The organism is Capsulimonas sp., assembly GCF_039929585.1.
Lineage (GTDB): Bacteria > Armatimonadota > Armatimonadia > Armatimonadales > Capsulimonadaceae > Capsulimonas.
Genome location: NZ_JBDSQY010000219.1, coordinates 1 through 18,561 on the forward strand (window position 1 = coordinate 1; position 18,561 = coordinate 18,561).

Here is an 18,561-nt window from a genome sequence, read left to right on the forward strand (position 1 = left end):
AACCGATATATTCCCAACGGCTCCGAGAGGCAGTCTCAGTTCCAACAGAAGAGAAGCCGCAACTAGTAGAAGATCTGCACGAGCAAATGACAAGAAATCAACTTAACACGGTACTAATGGCCTTCGAGCCGATACACGCCGGCTTTGTTCAGATGCACGTATGTGATAGCGCCGGCGCGGGGGGAGATCACAGCGGGGCGGCCGTTGACGGACACGGTTTTGCCGGATACGCCGACCTGTGCGTCGATTCCGGCAGGGAGCTTGAGCAGTACGACTTGGCCAGCGCCTTTCTTGGTAGCTTTCACATGGATCAGACCTTGAGGCGCGGGGACATCGCCTTCGGCCCATTTCAAATCGCCTAAAAACGGGGTGATCTCCACGGTCTTCATGCCGCCGCTCGTCGGACGAACTCCCAGAATATATTCCGAGAGGAAGCTGGTCGGCCCCGTGGACCAGCCATGGGAGAGACTGATGTAGGGGATCAGGTCGAGAATGCGTGCATCGTCGGCGGGAAGGGAGGGATCGAACATTTCCCATGTCGTGGTCGCCCCGCGCGCCATCATGGCGCCCCAGTAACGGCGAATTAAATCCAGCCCATCCTGCGGTTTGCCGAGCGCGCCAAAGTCCTGGAGGACGTAATAGCCGTAGTAAGGCGTCATGGCGAAGTCGTTGATGCTCGTGATGTGCACTGGCGGCTTCCAGACGGGACTGGCGGCTTTCAGAATTTTCGCATAGATCGCTGCTTTTTGCTCTGGAGTCGCGACGCCGGAATACACAGCCATGGCGTTTGTCTGCAATCGGTTCCCATAGGTGGCAGTCGCGGAGTCGACGAAATGGCGGCGCGCCGCGTCGGTCAGCGTCTTGGCCCAGGCGTCGTACTTGTCGGCGTTCGCGTTATCTCCCAGTTCTCGCAGCAGGAAAACAGCTTCGTGGACGCCTTGGACGTCGAACAGATGCGTCGCCATCAATGTATGCGGCGTGTGCTGGATAAAGTCGGGCGCCCAGTCCGTGAAGTCCCAGGCGTTGCTAGGATTGAAGAATAGATGGTCGGCGTTGAATTGGGTCTTCTGGAACTCCAGCAGGGTCAGGATCCCGGCGTGCTGGCTCTTCAAAAAAGCCTTATCGCCGATATGACGGTGGAAATCCGCCAGCTCCGCGAACCAGGACGCCGTATAGCCAGGAAGCATATTGATGTCCTGCACGGGAAGCTGCGAGACGGGCTTTCCTTTTTGGGCCTCTTCGCGAAGCATTCTGATGGAGCGCTCCATCAGAAACTTGTCGGCAAAGACGTTGTTGATTGTCGCGCCGGTCGCATGCAAGTCCCCGCCCCAGAGGCCCCGGTCGCGCTTGGGCGCGTCCCAGATCTCCTCCTGCATACACAGATGCGCCGTGTAGGCGCCCGTGTACCAGATCTTGGTCAGCAGCGGGTCCGAGCAGGAAAACGAGCCTTTGTAGGCGACGGGGTAATACTTGTGATCGCACTCGATCTTCGTGAGCGTCACGGCCTCACGAGACGGAAATGTCAGCAGCGCATACCGAAATGCGCTGTAAGGCGTCGTCACGGAATCGGCGCCGGCCAGCGTCAGCGTATAAGGACCGCTATTATCCAAAGCAGGCTCGCTATGCGTGAGTTCAGCGATGGACTCCCCCGTCGTCACGCGCACGGACGCTCCTGCGGTCCCCTTGAGAACGAGGCGTCCGGCGATCTCCTGGCCGAAGTCAATTCTGAGCGACGCCGGGGCGCTGTCCGTGGACGAAGGCAAAAGCGTTATCGGTCCACCCTTGGTCAAATCGGGACCGCCCTTGAACTGTCCCGAAATGGCGGCGAACTGTTTTGGACGGAAGGGAAGATGCGCCAGATACCACGACGACGTTCCCGCGTCCGGCCAGTCTGTCAGCGCGGTTCCCCAGGGTCCTTTTCCGACAGCCGCGACCACTGAAGCAGATCGCCAATGGGCGTCGTCGAACGCAGCCTTCGTCCAGTTCGTCGGAGGGTTTGCCGATTCCAGCAAACGCCAATCTTTGCCGCTCCCGAGCACCGTTTTCCCATCGACATCCAATCGAACGAGGATTCCCGCCCCGCCCCCGCCAACGTTGACGCCCTGCGCCGCAATGAGATTGGGGCCGGCATGAAGCAGTGAACCCACAGAAATCGCGCGAACCTGTTTCCATCCCAGCTCGATGGAATCCGTAGCCACAACCTGGCGCCCGTTCACGAACACTTTGACGCTGTCGTCGCCCGTCACATATAACTTCGCCGAATGCGGCGCGGCGGGCAGCGTCACCTTCCCGCGAGCGTTCACGATCTGATCACCCTGCGTTGCCGCCGCCCAGATCCACTGCGCCGCGCCAACACTCTTTGGCGGCGCTTTCAAATGAGGGATCGGCAATCCGTAGGTAGGATCGAGCGTCGGCGGCTTGGCGTGAGCGCCGGTCAGCAGAACGAGTGGGAGGAAAGCCAGCGGCATAAAGCGAGGAAGCATGTGTCAATGTCCATACTCACAATGTGAGTTCCATACGGTGAGCAGATAAGATCTGAAAAACGTTTGACTCCATTATACCAACGTCCGTCAGGAAAGAACAATCCATAATAACACCAAAAACAAACCGAACCATCCAAACAGGGCGTACCCTTCTCGTACGGTATAATGGATTTGCTAATTTCGAGGCATGAGGGAGTAAGGCAATGGGTTCTGAACCGAAACCGACGCGCATTTCGCGGCGAAAATTCTTGAATCAAGTGGTCGGCGCGGGAATCGTTGTGGGGACGGCGCCGTTCCTTCCCAGCGGGACGGCCCCGGCAAAGGCGGCCGGAGCGGACCCCGCTCCAGTGCTTCTCGTCAAGACGCCCGCTTCGGGACCGATGCCGCCGCTTCCGGCGGAAAACGGGTGGCGGGGGCCGATGGGGATCGAGCGGATCGCCCGCCTCGCGCCGCTTGGCTACCAATCGCCTCAAGCGGCTTCGGACGATACGGTTCAGTGGGTCCAAGTGGACCTTGGCGCCCCCACCCCGCTCGACCATATCAAACTCTTCCCGATGATCGATTTCGGCCTCGGCAGCCAGAATTACCCGGTGCGCTTCCGTGTGGAAGCCGCCAATGCCCCAAACTTTGCGTCCCCAATCATCCTCGCCGACTGCACCGGAGCGGATTTCCCGGAGCCAGGCGACGCCGTCAGTCACTTTCCCGCCGACAAGGCCAAGGCGCGTTATGTGCGAATCACCGTCACGCGGCTGCGCGATCGAAAATTTCAGCTTTCCAAGCTGGAGGTCTGGTCCGGCGGCAAGGACGTCGCCGAAGGATGCCCCATCTCTGACTCGGTCCATGGCGATCTCGGCAAAACAGCCCTGACTCGCGGCCCTCGGGGCCAGGGGGAGGACGTCATCACGGACAACCCTGGCAATATTATCCCGGCGCGTCTGTGGCGGCCTGTTTCCTATCAGGCCCAGGCGCCGATTGACGGGGTCAGCCTGGGCGACGGCGTTTTGAAGACGGCGATGCAGAATAACATCGACTACCTGCTCGCGTCCAACTCCGTGGACGAACTGGTGCGGCCGTTTCGGGAACGCGCCGGCATGCCGATCCCGGCGGGACTGAAGCCTCCCATCGAGTTCTGGGACACAGACCTTCCCGGCTCCAACGCCGGACGCTTTCTGATGGGCGCCGGCAACACCTTGCGCTGGATGGAGCATCCGGAGCTACGCGCTCGGATGAACGCGATCGTCGACGGTATCGTGGAATGCCAGCGGGCCGACGGCTATCTCATGGCCTACCCCGAAGAATCGATCTTTTATAGTGAACGCGGCGCCTACACCCGTTCCTGGGTGACGCACGGCTTGATCGAAGCCGGCCTCGCGGGACATTCCAAAGCATTTCCGGCGCTGCGCCGATTTTATGACTGGTTTGACACGTGCCCATATCTGCCCGAACTGCTGCGGCGCGCCGGCCAGGGCGTCCAGGGGATGATCGCGAACACACGCACTTACTTCACGCCGATCGGCAAGCCAGAGGATCTTCAGGTTGTTCAGCGTTTCTTCCAGGAAAACTACTGGATGGAGCAGCTTGCCCAGCGCGATCCGAAAGCGATCTGGCAATATCCCTACGATCATCCGCACAATTATCTCATCACCTCCCTGGAGCCGTATCTGGACCAGTACCGGGCGACGGGCGCAAAAAAATATTGGGACGCCGCCAAGGGCGGATGGGATCTCTACCGGGACAATTGGCTGCATGTGGGCGGCTCGATCGCGATCTGCGAGTTTGAACCGTACCCGCCTCATTCCTACTACCTGCACAAGCATACCGGCGAGTTGTGCGGCAGCGTCTTCTGGGCGCGATACAATCAGCGGTTCCACTTGCTGGCGCCCAGCGAGGAAAAATACGTCGCGGAGATCGAGAAGTCGATCTACAATAACGGTCTGGCGAATCAAGCCGGGAGCAAAGGCATCCGTTACCTGAGCCACCTGACGGGACACAAAGACGCGGTAACGTCTCACAACACCTGCTGCGAGGGTCAAGGAACGCGCCTTCTCGGTTCCCTACCCGAGTACATCTACTCCACGGCCAAAGATGGGCTCTACGTCAACTTATTTCACGCATCCTCGATCGAGTGGGCGCAAGGCAGCCAAAATCTGAAGCTGACCATGGAGACCGAGTTTCCGTTCAAGCCTGAAGTAAAGCTTGCGTTCAACACGCAAAATCCCGTAAGATCTTCCATCCGGGTGCGCATTCCCTCGTGGGCGAGCAAGCCCATGCCGATCCACGTCAACGGCAAGCGCGCGGCCACCGGCAAGGCGGGAACGTATGTCACCCTGGATCGCGTCTGGACATCAGACGACACGATTACGTTCACACTGCCGATGGAATTTCAACTTACGCGCTACGCAGGGATGGATCCGAGCTTCGGCCAAGAACGTTTTGCATTGGAGTACGGACCGATCCTGATGGCGCTGGTAGGCAAAACCGGCGGAGGCAAGGGCGAGCGTCTCAATCTGGAATCCCAAGACCTGGCGGCGAGCTTATCCCCCATCCTGGACCAGCCACTCCACTTCGCCGTGGCGGGTCACACGGATCACCACTATACACCCTACTGGCAAGTCCAGGAGGAAGAGTTCACTTGCTACCCGGTCATCGGCACATCGGAAGCGTCCACAACGGAGCCGACAGAAGCCGGCAATCTCGCCCTCGCCAGCCTGGGCGTAAAAGCGTCATCGGACAGTGTCTATGCAAACGAACCGGGCGGTACCGCGCTGATCATTGACGATCACTTTGTCCCTGCCGGCGAAGAATCCCACCGCTGGCACTCGTCGCTGGATACGCCGCACCCGCATTGGATCGAAGTCACGCTGCCCCAGGCGACAAAGATCGGGCGTGTGGTAATCCGTTTCGCCGATCCCGGAGGCCATCCCGTCGATTTCGACGGAATCGTGCAAGTGAACGGCAAGGACAAAACGATCTTCAGTGAACGCGGCTACAGCGACCCATTCCACTATCGTACGACCATTAAGCCGGTCACCACGAACACGTTCCGCTTCGTAATCCGCGCCTCCGCGAACCCGGCCTTCCCCAACGCCGCACAGATCAGCCGGATCGAACTCTACCCGCCGGCTTCCAAGTAGGACACAAAAAACGACCGCCGCACAGCTCTTTGCTGTGCGGCGGTCGTTTAACGTCTCGTTCCTAATACTTATTTGGCTCTATGAGATTTCTTGTGGGTTAGCGAAACCGACACAATTCATATAAGGATCGTCGGATCGTGAATTCACCCCGCAATGATCACTGCCGGGGAGTCTCCGCTGAGAGGTATGTCAGGGCGTTGGATAGCCACTTTCGCTGGAAAGGCGTGTTCATGCGGGGTACGATGTGGAACAGGATGCGCCCTTTGCCTAGCTTCGCAATGACATCGCCCGCGCCGATGGTTCGGCTGTGATCGCGGCTGAACGCAGTGACCCATTCGATATTCGGACCGGTTGCAATGATCCCGTTCGAGTTCCCGACTGGAGCCTGATAGTCGCTCTTCATAATGGTATCCTGTGGCAGTCCGGCGTAGAGGGGATGTCGGCGGACGATATACCACGAGCCCATCCACGGCGCGAACGAGGAGCCGACAAGGCCGTCGAAATGAAACGCGCCGGCGGCTTCCAATTCGTGTGCGTATCCCGTAATGTCGCTCTCTTGATCGGCCAGAACCAGCAGTCCCATCCCGCCTCGCACCTGGTCCAAAATACCGCTCGGCAGTTTGGCCGCCGAGACATATGGCGTCCATATGACACCATCCTTGGCCGTGTAAGGCTTGTCGCCGAAGTAGACAGCGGCGGTTTGGGCGGGCGTTCCCGTGTCGATGCGGATTGTGCTGAACATCGCGTTGTCTGACGTCACTATACCCGGCGCGACCGTCACCGCGCCGTCCGTGATCTGCGTGTCGATCGTGGTCGTCCAGACGCGGTCTTTGCCTCCGGCGAGGGTGTAGACATCTACGTTTTTCAGCACGGTCGCGTTGTTCACCTTGACGTCGAAGACGCGCGCTCCGGCATGATCGAAGTGGGCTTCGTCGAACCCAAGCGTTACCTTCGCCGGGCCGTTGGGCAGCCCGGCGATGCGAAACTCCAAGCCCGCGCCGCCAAATCGCTGCCACCGATAGAGCTCCGGATCGACGGTGCTCGCAACGGGCGCACCCGATTCGCTTCGAGAGCCCTGCGGAGCCGGCGCGCAAACGGCTACGGCATATCGCTTGTCGGCAGCGAACGGAGTCGTTGGCTGACCGATGGCGGCAAGATCGCCCGTGAGCTCCGACGAGCCGCCGGTCACCGCGACAGGAGCGATGAGCGGGTGCTTAAGGTTGACCACGTTGATGGCGCGCCAGTCGCGCGCCTGGCCTAACGACGCCGTCAGCATGTACTGGCCGGCTTCAGTAAGCGGCGGCGTGACCAGCCCTGCGGCGATGGGGTAGGAAAAGATGTCCCGAGCATAGGCTGGCAGCGCGTAGTGTCCGAGGGTCTCCGTCCTGCCGTTCGGATGTCGCAAAGTCACGTCGACGCGACCGGACACCGGACGGTGCGATTCGTTCAGGAAGAACAAATCATATGTTGCCGTTGCTCCGGACTCGACCGCCGACGTTCTCACTTGGATGTCAGGCATCACAGGTCGCAAGGCGTCACGGATCGTGCGCGGGTCGCCGTGTGGATTGCGCAGGTTATCGACAATGCCGCTGTGGTTCTCGACGGCTGTCGTCTCCCATCCGCTGAGGGTGAGATAGTCGGTCTCGTCGCTGAGCCGGGCGCATTCCAGCACGCGCGCCCAATAATCGTACTGCTTCTCGCCAATCTTTCGATACAGGGCATCGGTCGTCGGAAAACTTGCACGGAAGCCGTACTGATCGAGAAAGTGGTTGTAGGCGGCGTCGATTTCCTGATGGTCGAGAAGGTCGTAGCTCTTGCCGCCGGCTGACTTGATCTGGCGGATCATAAGCGCGTGGTTGTCCGCCGCGCCGCTTCCACCCATCTCACCATAGTCGACGATCTCGCGCCGGTTCGTGTTGCGGTAGACATAGTCGTTCGGACTGCGGTAGTTGGCGTCGCCCCACGCATCGGGCGTTCCCACGGTATGCGCGTCCCACCATCCGGAATAGCCCTTTCCATCGTCGATGTACAGTCTATCGTCATAGGGCGCCATCCACATTTCCCCAGGAGAATTGATACCGCTTTTGAGCAAAATGACCCGGCTTGGGTCTTCCTGGTGGATGCGCCGGAGGACTTTGGCGGCAATCGGATGCTTGTATGTATCATCATCGAGCTCGTTCTGCACGACATACATCATGAGGGACGGATGGCTGCGGGCGTCGCGCACCATCCGCACGATCTTTTCCTGCATGTAGCGCTGTAACGAATCCTCGGTATCCTTCTTGTTCCAGATGAGGGTCATGCCGCCGCCGGGCTCCGCGTAGCGGAGCAGGCCCATCCGGTCGGCGTCGTCCAGGCATTCGGCCCGAGGCATATTACGGTGAAAGTTCACGGCGTTCAGCCCGAGTTTTTTTGCGGTCGTCACTTCCTTGCGAGCCAACTCCGGCGTCGGCCACAGGCCATTTAATCCCCAGAAACCCCAGCTGATGGCGCTATACACGCGTATGCGATCGCCGTTCAGGCGTAAAACGGCGTTGCCGCCCACGCCAGCGGGCGCAAACCAGCGAAAGCCGAACGGAGTCTTTCGGCTGTCGGCAATGAGCCCGCCGGGTTTCGCTCCGGCGACGCGGATAGCGCCGGAAAACTCGAATCGCGCCACATAGAGATTGGGATGCGCCAAATCCCACAGCTTTGCATTAGGCGCCGTGACTCGGATAGCGACAGGCAGGGAGCCGTTGGGCGGCGCCGTACAATCGACCGCAGCTCGGCCAATCGATTTGCCGGTCGCCGGATCGATCACCGTGACGATCACGGCGCCTCTCGCCGGCGCCCGATTTGCGCTGGTGAGAACCGCATGCGCTTCGATGGTGCGAGGGGCCGGGGTGTTCAATACCCAGGTATCGCTAAACCGCACCGGGCCATGCGCCGTCAGCGTAACGCCGCGGTCAAGACCACTGAAGGCATGTCCGCCGTAGATGCCCATACCTCCGATATTTGCGGTGCTCCAGTCGCCCCAGTCGAGACGCCCGCCTGGATTGGTAATCCGAATGGCGATCGTATTGTTCGTTCCGGGTTTGAGCGCATCTGTGATATCGCAGTCAAAAGCCGATTCCGCAACGAGGTTGTAGCCGACCAGTTTCTGGTTGACATAGACCTCCGCAAGCTGTTTGGCGGCGCGGATATGCAGGATCGCCGTCTTTCCAGAGAAGCTCTTTGGGACGGTGACCGTGCGCCACCACCAGGAAATGCCGAGATAGTTGCCGTTCCTCGGCTGGTGATCCCGGTCTTCGTAAAAGTACTCGTTTTTGTAGGGTCGCAATCCGTTGACGCCCCAGTCGCATTGTTCGACGGTCGTCGGGAGGGTCACGGCTTTGGCGGCCTGTAGGGACAGGGCGGCCCAGCCGCCGGTCGGAGGATGCGGCGCGAGCTTCGCGAGTTGGACATCCTCCGGCAGGAACGCCGGCTCCTTGCGCCAATCGGCCTTGCGATCCAGCCACAGACGCCATCCGGTATCCGGGACGATCACGGTGTCGATCGATGCGCTCGACGAAACCCGGATAGCAGCCTGTACTTCGGGCGGCTGCGCGCAAGCGATGGTCAGGAGTAGCATGCAGAATAGGATGATCTTTTTCATGTTAACGCTTTGTGTCTGGTTTCTGGTCATCGCGTATGGCTCAGGCGACGCCTTGGCGAGCGGGGCGACGAACTCAGTCAGAGATGATGATTGTCGCCTCCTGGATGATATTCGCCGAAGATCCGCCGACAAGTATCTGTATCGGCCCTGGCTCCACGACGAAGGCGCCGCGCTCGCTGTTCCAATAGGCGAACTGGCTGGCGGAGAGCGAAATTGTTATCGTCTTAGTCTCCCCGGCGCGGATCGCGACGCGCTGAAAGCCCTTCAGCTCAATCTGAGGCCGTTGTACCTGCGAATGCGCGTGACGCACGTAAAGCTGCACGACTTCCTCACCGTCTTGGGGTCCCACATTCGCGACACAGACGCTGACGTCAACAGAGTCGTTCGGACCAATAACGCGACTGCTGACCTGCAGATCCGAATAAGCAAAGCTCGTGTAGCTGAGCCCATAGCCGAACGGGTAGAGCGTGTCGGCCTGTCCATAGAGGTAGGTGCGGCCGTGTCGGATATCGTAGTCCATCATCGCGGGCAGTTGTTCGATGGAGCGCGGCCATGTCTGAACAAGACGGCCCGCCGGATTGATGTCTCCCACAAGCGCAGCCGCGAGGGCATTCCCCTGCTCCTGGCTGCTATGCGTCATCTGTACAATCGCCGGCACATGCTCCTGCGCCCACAGGATGGCATAAGGAAAACTCGATATCAACACTAGAATAGTATTCGGGTTGGCCGCATATACCTGTCGAAGAAGTTTTTCCTGCGCCTCGCACAGATTGAGCGTCTCGCGGTCGACGGCCTCTCGTCCCTCGTCCGATGTATTGACCTTCGCCCAGCCGCCGGAGCCGACGGGATTATTGCCCAGACAGAGGATCGACACTTCGCACTCGCGCGCCAACTCAGCGGCGGCTTCGATATCTTCGCCATCTGCAAAGCGCACATCGATTTCCTGCCCCAGCCGTTCGCGAAGGCCCTGCAGCGGGGTCACCGCATAGGGCGGCGAACCGCTGTACCAGTCGAGCAGGACGGCGTCGGCTCTCGGGCCGATCAGGGCAACCGATCTCAGACTCTCAGGATCGAGAGGAAGCACGCCCCCCTCGTTCTTAAGCAGGACAATCGATTTCTCGGTCGCCTCGCGCGCGACGGCCCGATGAGACTCCGACAGCCAGGGCTCCGGTTCGTCGGCTGCGCCAATCTGCGAGTACGGGACGGACGCAGGCGGGTCGAGCAAGCCGAGTCGAACCATGACTCGGAAGTCGCCGCGCAGAGCGGCGTCGATTTCCGCTTCCGTGAGCAGTTTGCTCTCCACGGCCTTCTGCGCTCCAGGGATGTAATCGTCCAGGAACTGGCCGATGCCCGCCTTGACGATCGCCGCCACCGCATGCACATCGTCTGCGCACCACTTGTGGTGTGAGATCAGCAGCTTCATCGCGCCGCCGTCCGTGCAGATAACCCCATCTTGTCCCCACTCGTTCACCGCGATCTCTTTAAGCATCGGATGGACTGCGCACGGGACGCCGTTGTACGCGTTGTAGGCGGCCATGAACGCCCGCGAGCCGGCCTCGATCCCCATCCGAAACGGCGCCGAGTAATACTCGCGAAACAGCCGCTCGTCGAAGTCGGAGGACGAGTTCTCGCGGCCGTTCTCATTACTGTTCGCCAGAAAGTGTTTCATCAGGGAGGCGCACAGCCAGTAGTCAGGATGATCTCCTTGCAGGCCGCGAACGAAGGCCTGGGTCATGACGCCGTTGAAATATGGATCTTCTCCGAAGCACTCCTCGGTGCGTCCCCACCGTGGATCGCGGCCGAGGTCGGCGTTCGGCGCGCGCACCACAATCCCGCCGCGTTGGTATCGCTCGCATTGAAAGAGGTAACGCGCCTCGTATCCCTCGACGGCCGCCGCTCGCCGGATCAGATCCAGGTCCCAGGTCTGCCCGAGACCGATCGCCTGGGGAAACGTGGTCGTCGGAATGGGGTTGGCTCCGCCCCATCCGCCGGGCTCACCCAGAGCGACGCCATGGAGCCCCTCGATGTGGTCGCTCCCCCTGACGCCAAGGCGAGGCACGCTTGGGTTTGTGCCGAGGCAGTCGATCTTCTCCTCAAGAGTCATGCGCGAAAGCAGATCATCGATTCTTAATTCGAGCGGCTGGGCCGGGTCTTGGTATGCAGGGATATCTAAGTTCGGTACGTCCATGGTTCCAGTTCCATTTCTAAAATCATCGCTCACGGTAAACTTGTTAATTCATGTTACGCACAATGCGCCTGGCGACCGGGCACCCTCTGGGTGGCGCGGCTAGAAAAGCACAATGTCCACCTGCGTGGACCCCAGAGAACGTGTTCGAATGCGTTTCTGGAGTGCCCGGAGGCGCACATCGTGCACTTCTAGCCGCGGTTTTAACCGCCGGGCATATGGTTTGCGTAACATCAGATTGTTAAGGCAGAACGGTTCTTAGCCGCTCGTCGGCGGCGGATACGACGCTCACAGGGCAATTTCCACGTCGGTTTTCCTCTGCTGGCGGATAACGGTCAAATGCAACGTCTTGCCCTGTGACCGAGCTGCGATTTTAATGAGGTCCGTGATCGTATGCACCGCCTGATTGCTGGCGGCGATGATCACGTCGTTCGGCGCCAGGCCGAACTTCTTCGCGGCGCTGTCTGCTGGCATGTCCAATATCAGCACGCCGCTTTCGTCTGGGAGACCATAGACCGAGCGATCTCCCAGACCTACGATATTGCGGACATTCGCGCCGAAGACCACGCTGGTAGCTGTTGTGGGCGCCTGATTTGCATTCTCATTCGTTTGACCCGCAATCGTCGGGATCACGGGCGTCTGGGCGATCGCCTTGAGACGCGGGCTTAGAACGCCGAACTGATCCATTGGGAAGCTCTTGAATCCCAGCGCGAGCGCTGGGGAATTGCTTGCGACCCGAAAATCTCCGGCTGCCGGGTTGATGAAGCGTGCGTCGGCGACGATGGATGCGGCATCGCGATGAGACATGGCCGCAAGCCCTTGAGCAGGATGCGGCATATTGAGGCCGGGCTGATCCACCAGGTTATGGTCCATCTCCGCGCCCCAGGGGCGGTCGGAGGGCATTCCCGCCGGCCGGTAGCCATCGCTGAAGACGATGTTACGGCGGAAGACATCTCCGCTGTGTGCATACCAAACATGCGGATGGAACGTATTGTTGACAATGATGTTGTTTTCGACAACCCGGCGATAGCCTTCGCGGTTCTTGATGCCCCCGTTTAAGCATAGGTTGTTATAGATATGGTAGTTCGATGAGCCGTCGTCGAGGTCGATGTCCCAGCCGTGATCGCACCGCCAGCGCGTGTTTCGAAGAATGATCGGCTCGACCACATCAAGGAGCGGCAAGTTCGCGTGCGTGTTCCAGTCGGCGTCGTTGTTCAGATCGACTCCGGTCAGGCCCCAGAAGCGGTCGCGTCCCCAGGAGTTGAACGAGCCGTGGTCTCCCGTTTCCTTGACGGTATCGAAGATGTCGCAGAACTCGATCACATGCCCGCCCCAGCAGCCATCACCGATGTTGATCCCGGCGCGAGGAACGTCGTAGATCGAGCAGTGGCGCACCGTAATTCTCGCAGCCATATCGATCTCGACGGGCGCCGTTTGTTTTTCGACGCGTCCGGAGCGGCGGATCAGGCAATCCTCAACCAGGCAGTCGGCCGGATAGTTGTTTGTGCGGGGGCCGGCAGTGAGGTCGATCTCGGATAGGTTGTGACGTTGACCGTACTCGAACAATGGACTGCGCACGGCTACAGGGGAGCCGACGAAGGCTACTCCATTTGAGCCGGCGTCGGGAATATCGCACCCACGGATCGTGAGGCGGCGGTTGTAGTCGCTGGCGAACACGGCATTGCCGCCGACCTGCTCGATGTTGCAGTTCTCAACAAGGCAATTTTCCGTGCCCGAGAAGAAGAGCGCGCCGCCCCGGTAGATCGTCCAGTCCGACCGCACCAGAGGCTCCTTGTTGTCCATAAAGGTCTCCGCCGTATGGCGAAAAGTGATTCCCTGGAACCGGACGAAGCGCACGGGATGCGCCTCGTCGCCGCGCAGCTCGATCAAAGAGCGCAGCCGCACGGTTTCAACAGTGGCTTTGCTCAGATCGAGTCCCGCCGGCGGATAGTAGTAGAGCGTGTGGGTCTTGGTATTGAGGAACCACTCATCGGGCGCATCCAGTTCTTCGAAAATGTTCTCGACATAGCGCTGTTCGGGATGCATGCCCATTTGGCGGTTGTTCTGCCATCCGCCTTCATAGGCGACATTGCCGTCCGCATTCTTACCAGTGATTCGATATCGGAGATCTCCCCATTCCAGCGCCTGCATCGCGTGAATAAGGCCTCCCGTAGGATCGGCCCATCGCTTGGCGCGCTCCGTACTGAAGGCGTCGGCGGCATATCCGCCCAAGATCCGTTGCTGAGGATCGTAGTTGGGATAGCGGGCGAGTATACGGCGCTGCCCGTTGACGAAGAGTTGATCCGTGACGCAGTCCGCAGGGACCGACGTCTTCATAACCCCATCACGGTATGTCTCCCACGAGGGATGCAGGAGTTTGCCACCGCTTACGATTACCTGTTCCTTCTGATAGGCTCGGTATGTCACCGGCGCAGTCTTCGCGCCGGAGTCTGCGCCCGTCAGGACGAGCGGAGCGGGCAGGTAATATGCGCCCCCCCGCAGATTGATCGTGACGGTTTTCTTTCCCGCGATCGGACGCGCCGCCTTCTGGGCTCGCGCCAGCGTGGCAAAGGGCTTCGCCAGCGTACCGGGTGCGGCGTCGCTGCCGTTCGGAGAGACGTAGAAGACCGCAGCGGATGCCGACATCATGCAAACGAACGGCGCGGCGACGAGGCTCGTGCAAAGTAAAACTAATTTATTCATGATTTTCATTCTTTCGGCAGCGACGGACACGAGCATCCGATGCGTATAGCGAAACCTGCCGTAAATGCCGACTATGACGTGATATTCGCGCCTCAACGGAACTCGGCCGCCCCGGAGGCCGAACCATCAACCCGAAGGAGATCGCCCCATTGAGGGCTTGTTAGGAACACATCCAGATGTCAGAGACAACCCTGTTTTCAACAGGCTTGATAGGACTTTAGGGAGCGCGTGGTCCCTGCGGGTTCGTTCGAATCGCGTCTTTGTCAAGCAGAGTTCCGGCGTCAGTGCAACGCCAGTGGGCGTCGAAGACGCCGTACGCGATCGGTTCACCGGTACGCGCATCGACGATGCCGAAGTCATAGGCGTCTTCCGGGATGCTCCAGAGCTTGGTCATGGCGCCGGCCGACGTTGCTCCGCAGACGCGCACATATCGCTCGGGGTTGAGCGGATTCGGAAAGATGGCCTGATAGGCGGCGTCGGGAGCCTCGAAGGCGCGCCCGGCGATTGTTATCGTCGACTTATCAATCTGCAGCGGCAGTTGCTTGGCGAGTCTGGCGGTAACCGCGTTGGCGTTAGCGCCGCCAATCAAGTAGAGAGAATATCGCGTAATATCGCCGTCGGTGATCTGTGTATCGAGAAAGACGCGCGGCGCGCAGTGCTGCGCCTTCCGCCAGCGCGCCACAAAATCGTCCGCCGATTGGCGGCAGAACGCATTGACGGCTGGATCGCTCGATTGGGAGCCTACAACGATTGCGAACGGCGTATTGGTGATATCGTTCAGCGGCCCCGCGATTGTCGTGATCTTATCCCCGGTCGCCGGATGGTAGCCGGCGGCGTAAAAGGTCAGGGCGCCATTCGCGAGTTTAGCGGGCGGTTCGTCGACGCCGTTCCAAGTTACGCTTATCGGCTTCGATGGATCGATCAGAGGGGCTTTCGGCGACAGGGCGACTGCAAGAGAGTTCGCAGTCGAAAGCTTGATGCGGTTCGGTCCAATCACCTCAGCTTCGGCAGTCATCATTCGATATGGCTCCGTGCATTGGAGGATCCTGACCCAGTGCGCCGACGCGGTCTTGACGTCCGCTGCGCGCACCTGGACCTTGGATGGATTGCTCACCCGAGTATGACGCAGGAACCACGGGAATACCTCGGAGTCCGAATTGAAGTCGCCATGTCCGCCGCCGGGATGCTCCCAGTATCGGACGTCGTATCCCCAGCGCTGCAGCATCCGGACGGCGTATCGAGATTGATTGACATCGATCACGGGGTCTGCATCGCCATGGTTGACGAAAACCGGGGTTGTGAGCAAGGATTCCACCGGCGCCAGCGTGCTTTGCGCTTCCCAGAAGAACAGGTCGCGTGGGCTGAGCTTCGCCACCGTACTCGCCTGGGTATTGACATGGTAATCGAAGACGCCGAGGTTGGGAGAGATCGCGGCGAATAGCTCCGGATGGCGTGAGCCGATCTGCCATGTTCCCGCGCCGCCCATCGAGATTCCGCCCAGATATACGCGGTCATCATCCACTGAAAAGCGGTCCTTCGCCATCTGGATACATCGCAATATGTCCTGCTCGCCCAGGCCGCGATAGAACGAATTATACCGGCCCATCGGCTCGATTTCAATAACGTGATAGAGGTCGGCGCGATCGTTGTGACGTGCATCGATTCCCCACATGCCTGCCCACCCAACGTACGACGGATTGTCGAAGTTCGCCCCGTGAAGGATAACAACCATCGGCCACTTCTTATCCGGGGTGTAGTCCGGCGGCAAGTAAACACGGCAGAACTGCGGCGAGTCGTCGATGGGGTCGCGATACGCGAATCGAACGAATCCGTCGGGACGTATTTGGGACTTGCTTTGTATCTCTTCCCACTCCATGAGCGGCGAAACAATGCTGCCGACTTCCTCGTTCGTGAGCGGTCGGTCCGCCGCCGGATCGCCGATTTTGGAGCGAACAAGGTCGGCAAGCATCGCGTGGGTCAATTCGGATTCGGTTTGGCTATTCGACGGCGCGGTGGTGACCAATCGGCGGGCTGCCGCGAGAGCATCACCGTGATAGAAGCCCAGAGAAACGACTGATCGCTCGCCGTCAGCGAAGGTCGGAATACACCGGGCCTCATAGGCGCCGTCAGGCCACGCGCCGGCGTCGAAAGTGACAGGAACCCCGAGTGTCGATCGTTGCTTACTTACGATCTTGCCGCCAGCGGCAAGGATGGTGACGTCGACGGGAACAGCATCGTTTCTTCCGGGCGCGGTCGTGACGACGATCTTATGGTCCGGCGTTTCCGGAGCGACCCACGGGCGAAAAAACGAATTGCCGAGGTCGCTCGCATGAGCCAGCCGCAGCGCAAAGCCCCATCCGCCTCCTCCGTTGACCACTTTGACGAGAACCGTGTTCACCCCCTGATTGAGGCGCACGCTCACGATGTCATTGTCAGGGGACACCCCCCGGGTGGCTACGTTCGTGTGAACCAGCTTGCCGTTCAGCCAAACCCGAACAGCGTCATCGCTGCCCACCGTCATCATCATGTCGTCTGGCTTCTGCGAAGTAATGGTGGCGTAAGCGTACGCCACATAGTTGTTAGTCTGACCGTCGGTGTAGAGTTGGGTAAAGTCGACCACGTCGGTTGGCGACGTATACGGCGTCCATACCGCCTTGCCGCCGCCCGGCAGCGGCTCCTCGGTTTTGTCCGCTGGGTGCGCGGCGCCTTCGTCGGGATAATTCTTCAGGTAGTTTGTGTCGACGCCCGTTCGCAGGGCGGCCAATGTGTCCTGGTCCGTGGACTTCGGGGGATTGGAAAATCGCCCGCAGATCAGCCACGATCTCAGAAATGGCGGGGAGCTCTCCGGAACCCATGGCTGCCGCATATGGTCATCGAACGGCGCGGGCGACCCGATTTGCGCGTTTGCCGTGCGCGGCGAAAAAGCCTCAGGCATCAGCCCCCCGATGAACAAAAAGCAGGGAATAAGTATACGCACATGGCGTCTGGCAATCATAAGAGTCCTCTAGAAATTTTGGCGCTAAAGCAAGTCGTCCTATTTGACCGTAATGGTCGCTGAAGCCGACGCAAAACGCCCCTGGCCGTCAACTGCCCAAGAGGCTGTGTCATATGATGACACAGCCTCTTGGGACAAAATACCCCGAACCACTTCTTGGACCTCTCAGCCCGGAGACATTTACTCGTCGCCATGCCGTTCACAGCATGGTTACAGTGGCGGACAACACTCGTTGGTGTCGGCTTCCATCAGGACAGCCGGCGCGCCGTGCTGCTGTTTATCCATGCACAACGCAGTTCGGCCCGCCATTCGTAACGCTGCCGCTCCAGTCCCTCCATCCGCCGCTGGCCTGAACGACGTACACATAACGGAACGACTGCGTTCCAACCGGCTCCATAGCGCGAAAGATCGCGGGCGTGTTCAAGTTAACGTTCGCCCAGATGTTGTTGGAGCCGGGGTAAAGGGGCCCGCTGGTGCTATAAAGTTGCGCTGATGTGGTTTGCAGAAGCGTACCAGTGGCGTTGGGGCCGGAGTAGTACATGGCGTACGCATTAATTGAGTAGTTGTAGCCGCCATAGGTCGATACCCAGGTGAACGTGAGGTTGAAGTTGACCGTGTCCGACACATTGTCGTAGCCACCGGGTTGCCCCGTGGCGGAAAGGTTAGTAATCGTCGCGCTCTGCGCGTGCGCTTTGGCTCCCGCCATCAGCGCCACCAGGCCGAAAGCGACGATGCAGGCCATTCTTGATGCGAAACGAAGCTGTGTTTTCATACCATTTCTCCTTGATTGAGAGGAACTGGGTAGCGCCAGTGATGGAAGATGGGTCGAAATTATGGCGCTTTCATAACTTCGATCCATCGTCCGTCACGAGAACCGACGCATCGTACCGTGGCTATCCATGCACCATGAAGTTCGGGCTGCAATAGGTCGAAAAGCTGCCGCTCCATCCAGTGCCGCCGCCGCCGCCCTGAACATGGTAGATGTAAAAGATCGACTGTGTTCCGGCCGGCTCCGAAGCGCGCAAGCTTCCCAGCGTGTTGAAGAACATATTCAACGGTACGTTGCTAGTGCCGGAAGAAATAGTCCCGCCAGTGCTATAGACAAGCTTTGTCGTCGATTGCAGAAGCGTCCCGCTCAGATAGGGGCCTGAGTAGTACATGACGTCTACGGTGACTCCGTAGTTGTAGCCACCAGAGGACGGAAGGTTGTTGAACGCGATATTGAGGTTGACTTTGTCCGAGTCAATATCGTCGTACCATCCTCCAGGTCGGTGTGTTAAGACATATGTTGTGCCATTCCACTCCCTCTGTGTCTATAATAGGTGAGACAGTTCGCTACACTAAATGCAATCCGTATCGAGGGCGGAGAATGGTCAAATCCGTTGGATTCTCACACCTTCAATGGTCGGCACGAAAAAGAAGATCGA

Annotated in this window: 8 protein-coding genes; 1 reads left to right on the forward strand and 7 read right to left on the reverse strand. The window is 59.4% G+C overall.

Annotated elements, in window-relative coordinates; all coding sequences use genetic code 11:
* Positions 1–113 precede the first annotated feature (113 nt).
* Positions 114–2,483, reverse strand: a complete 2,370-nt coding sequence (locus ABIZ35_RS16275; RefSeq protein WP_348220978.1) for an alpha-L-rhamnosidase C-terminal domain-containing protein — start codon at positions 2,481–2,483, stop codon at positions 114–116.
* Between the two features lie 257 nt (positions 2,484–2,740).
* On the opposite strand from ABIZ35_RS16275, the gene ABIZ35_RS16280 reads away from it, so the two are divergent.
* The gene (locus tag ABIZ35_RS16280; RefSeq protein ID WP_348220985.1) at positions 2,741–5,617 is read left to right on the forward strand and encodes a beta-L-arabinofuranosidase domain-containing protein; all 2,877 of its coding nucleotides are present in this window, start codon (positions 2,741–2,743) and stop codon (positions 5,615–5,617) included.
* 157 nt (positions 5,618–5,774) lie between these two features.
* Here the strand turns inward: ABIZ35_RS16280 and ABIZ35_RS16285 are convergent, their stop codons facing one another.
* From ABIZ35_RS16285 to ABIZ35_RS16310, 6 genes are all read right to left on the reverse strand, one after another.
* Entirely contained in the window at positions 5,775–9,251 is a 3,477-nt protein-coding gene (locus tag ABIZ35_RS16285) for a malectin domain-containing carbohydrate-binding protein (protein ID WP_348220979.1), read from the reverse strand.
* 73 nt (positions 9,252–9,324) lie between these two features.
* Positions 9,325–11,439 carry a glycoside hydrolase family 3 C-terminal domain-containing protein gene (locus ABIZ35_RS16290; protein WP_348220980.1) on the reverse strand — a complete coding sequence of 705 codons (2,115 nt, stop codon included), beginning with the start codon at positions 11,437–11,439 and terminating at the stop codon, positions 9,325–9,327.
* Between the two features lie 285 nt (positions 11,440–11,724).
* Positions 11,725–14,139, reverse strand: a complete 2,415-nt coding sequence (locus tag ABIZ35_RS16295; RefSeq protein ID WP_348220981.1) for a PDZ domain-containing protein — start codon at positions 14,137–14,139, stop codon at positions 11,725–11,727.
* A gap of 217 nt (positions 14,140–14,356) precedes the next feature.
* Entirely contained in the window at positions 14,357–17,074 is a 2,718-nt protein-coding gene (locus ABIZ35_RS16300) for a prolyl oligopeptidase family serine peptidase (RefSeq protein ID WP_348220982.1), read from the reverse strand.
* A gap of 337 nt (positions 17,075–17,411) precedes the next feature.
* Positions 17,412–17,906 (reverse strand): hypothetical protein, encoded by a 495-nt coding sequence (locus ABIZ35_RS16305; RefSeq protein ID WP_348220983.1) that lies wholly within the window; start codon positions 17,904–17,906, stop codon positions 17,412–17,414.
* A gap of 121 nt (positions 17,907–18,027) precedes the next feature.
* Positions 18,028–18,294 (reverse strand): hypothetical protein, encoded by a 267-nt coding sequence (locus tag ABIZ35_RS16310; protein ID WP_348220984.1) that lies wholly within the window; start codon positions 18,292–18,294, stop codon positions 18,028–18,030.
* Positions 18,295–18,561: the final 267 nt, after the last annotated feature.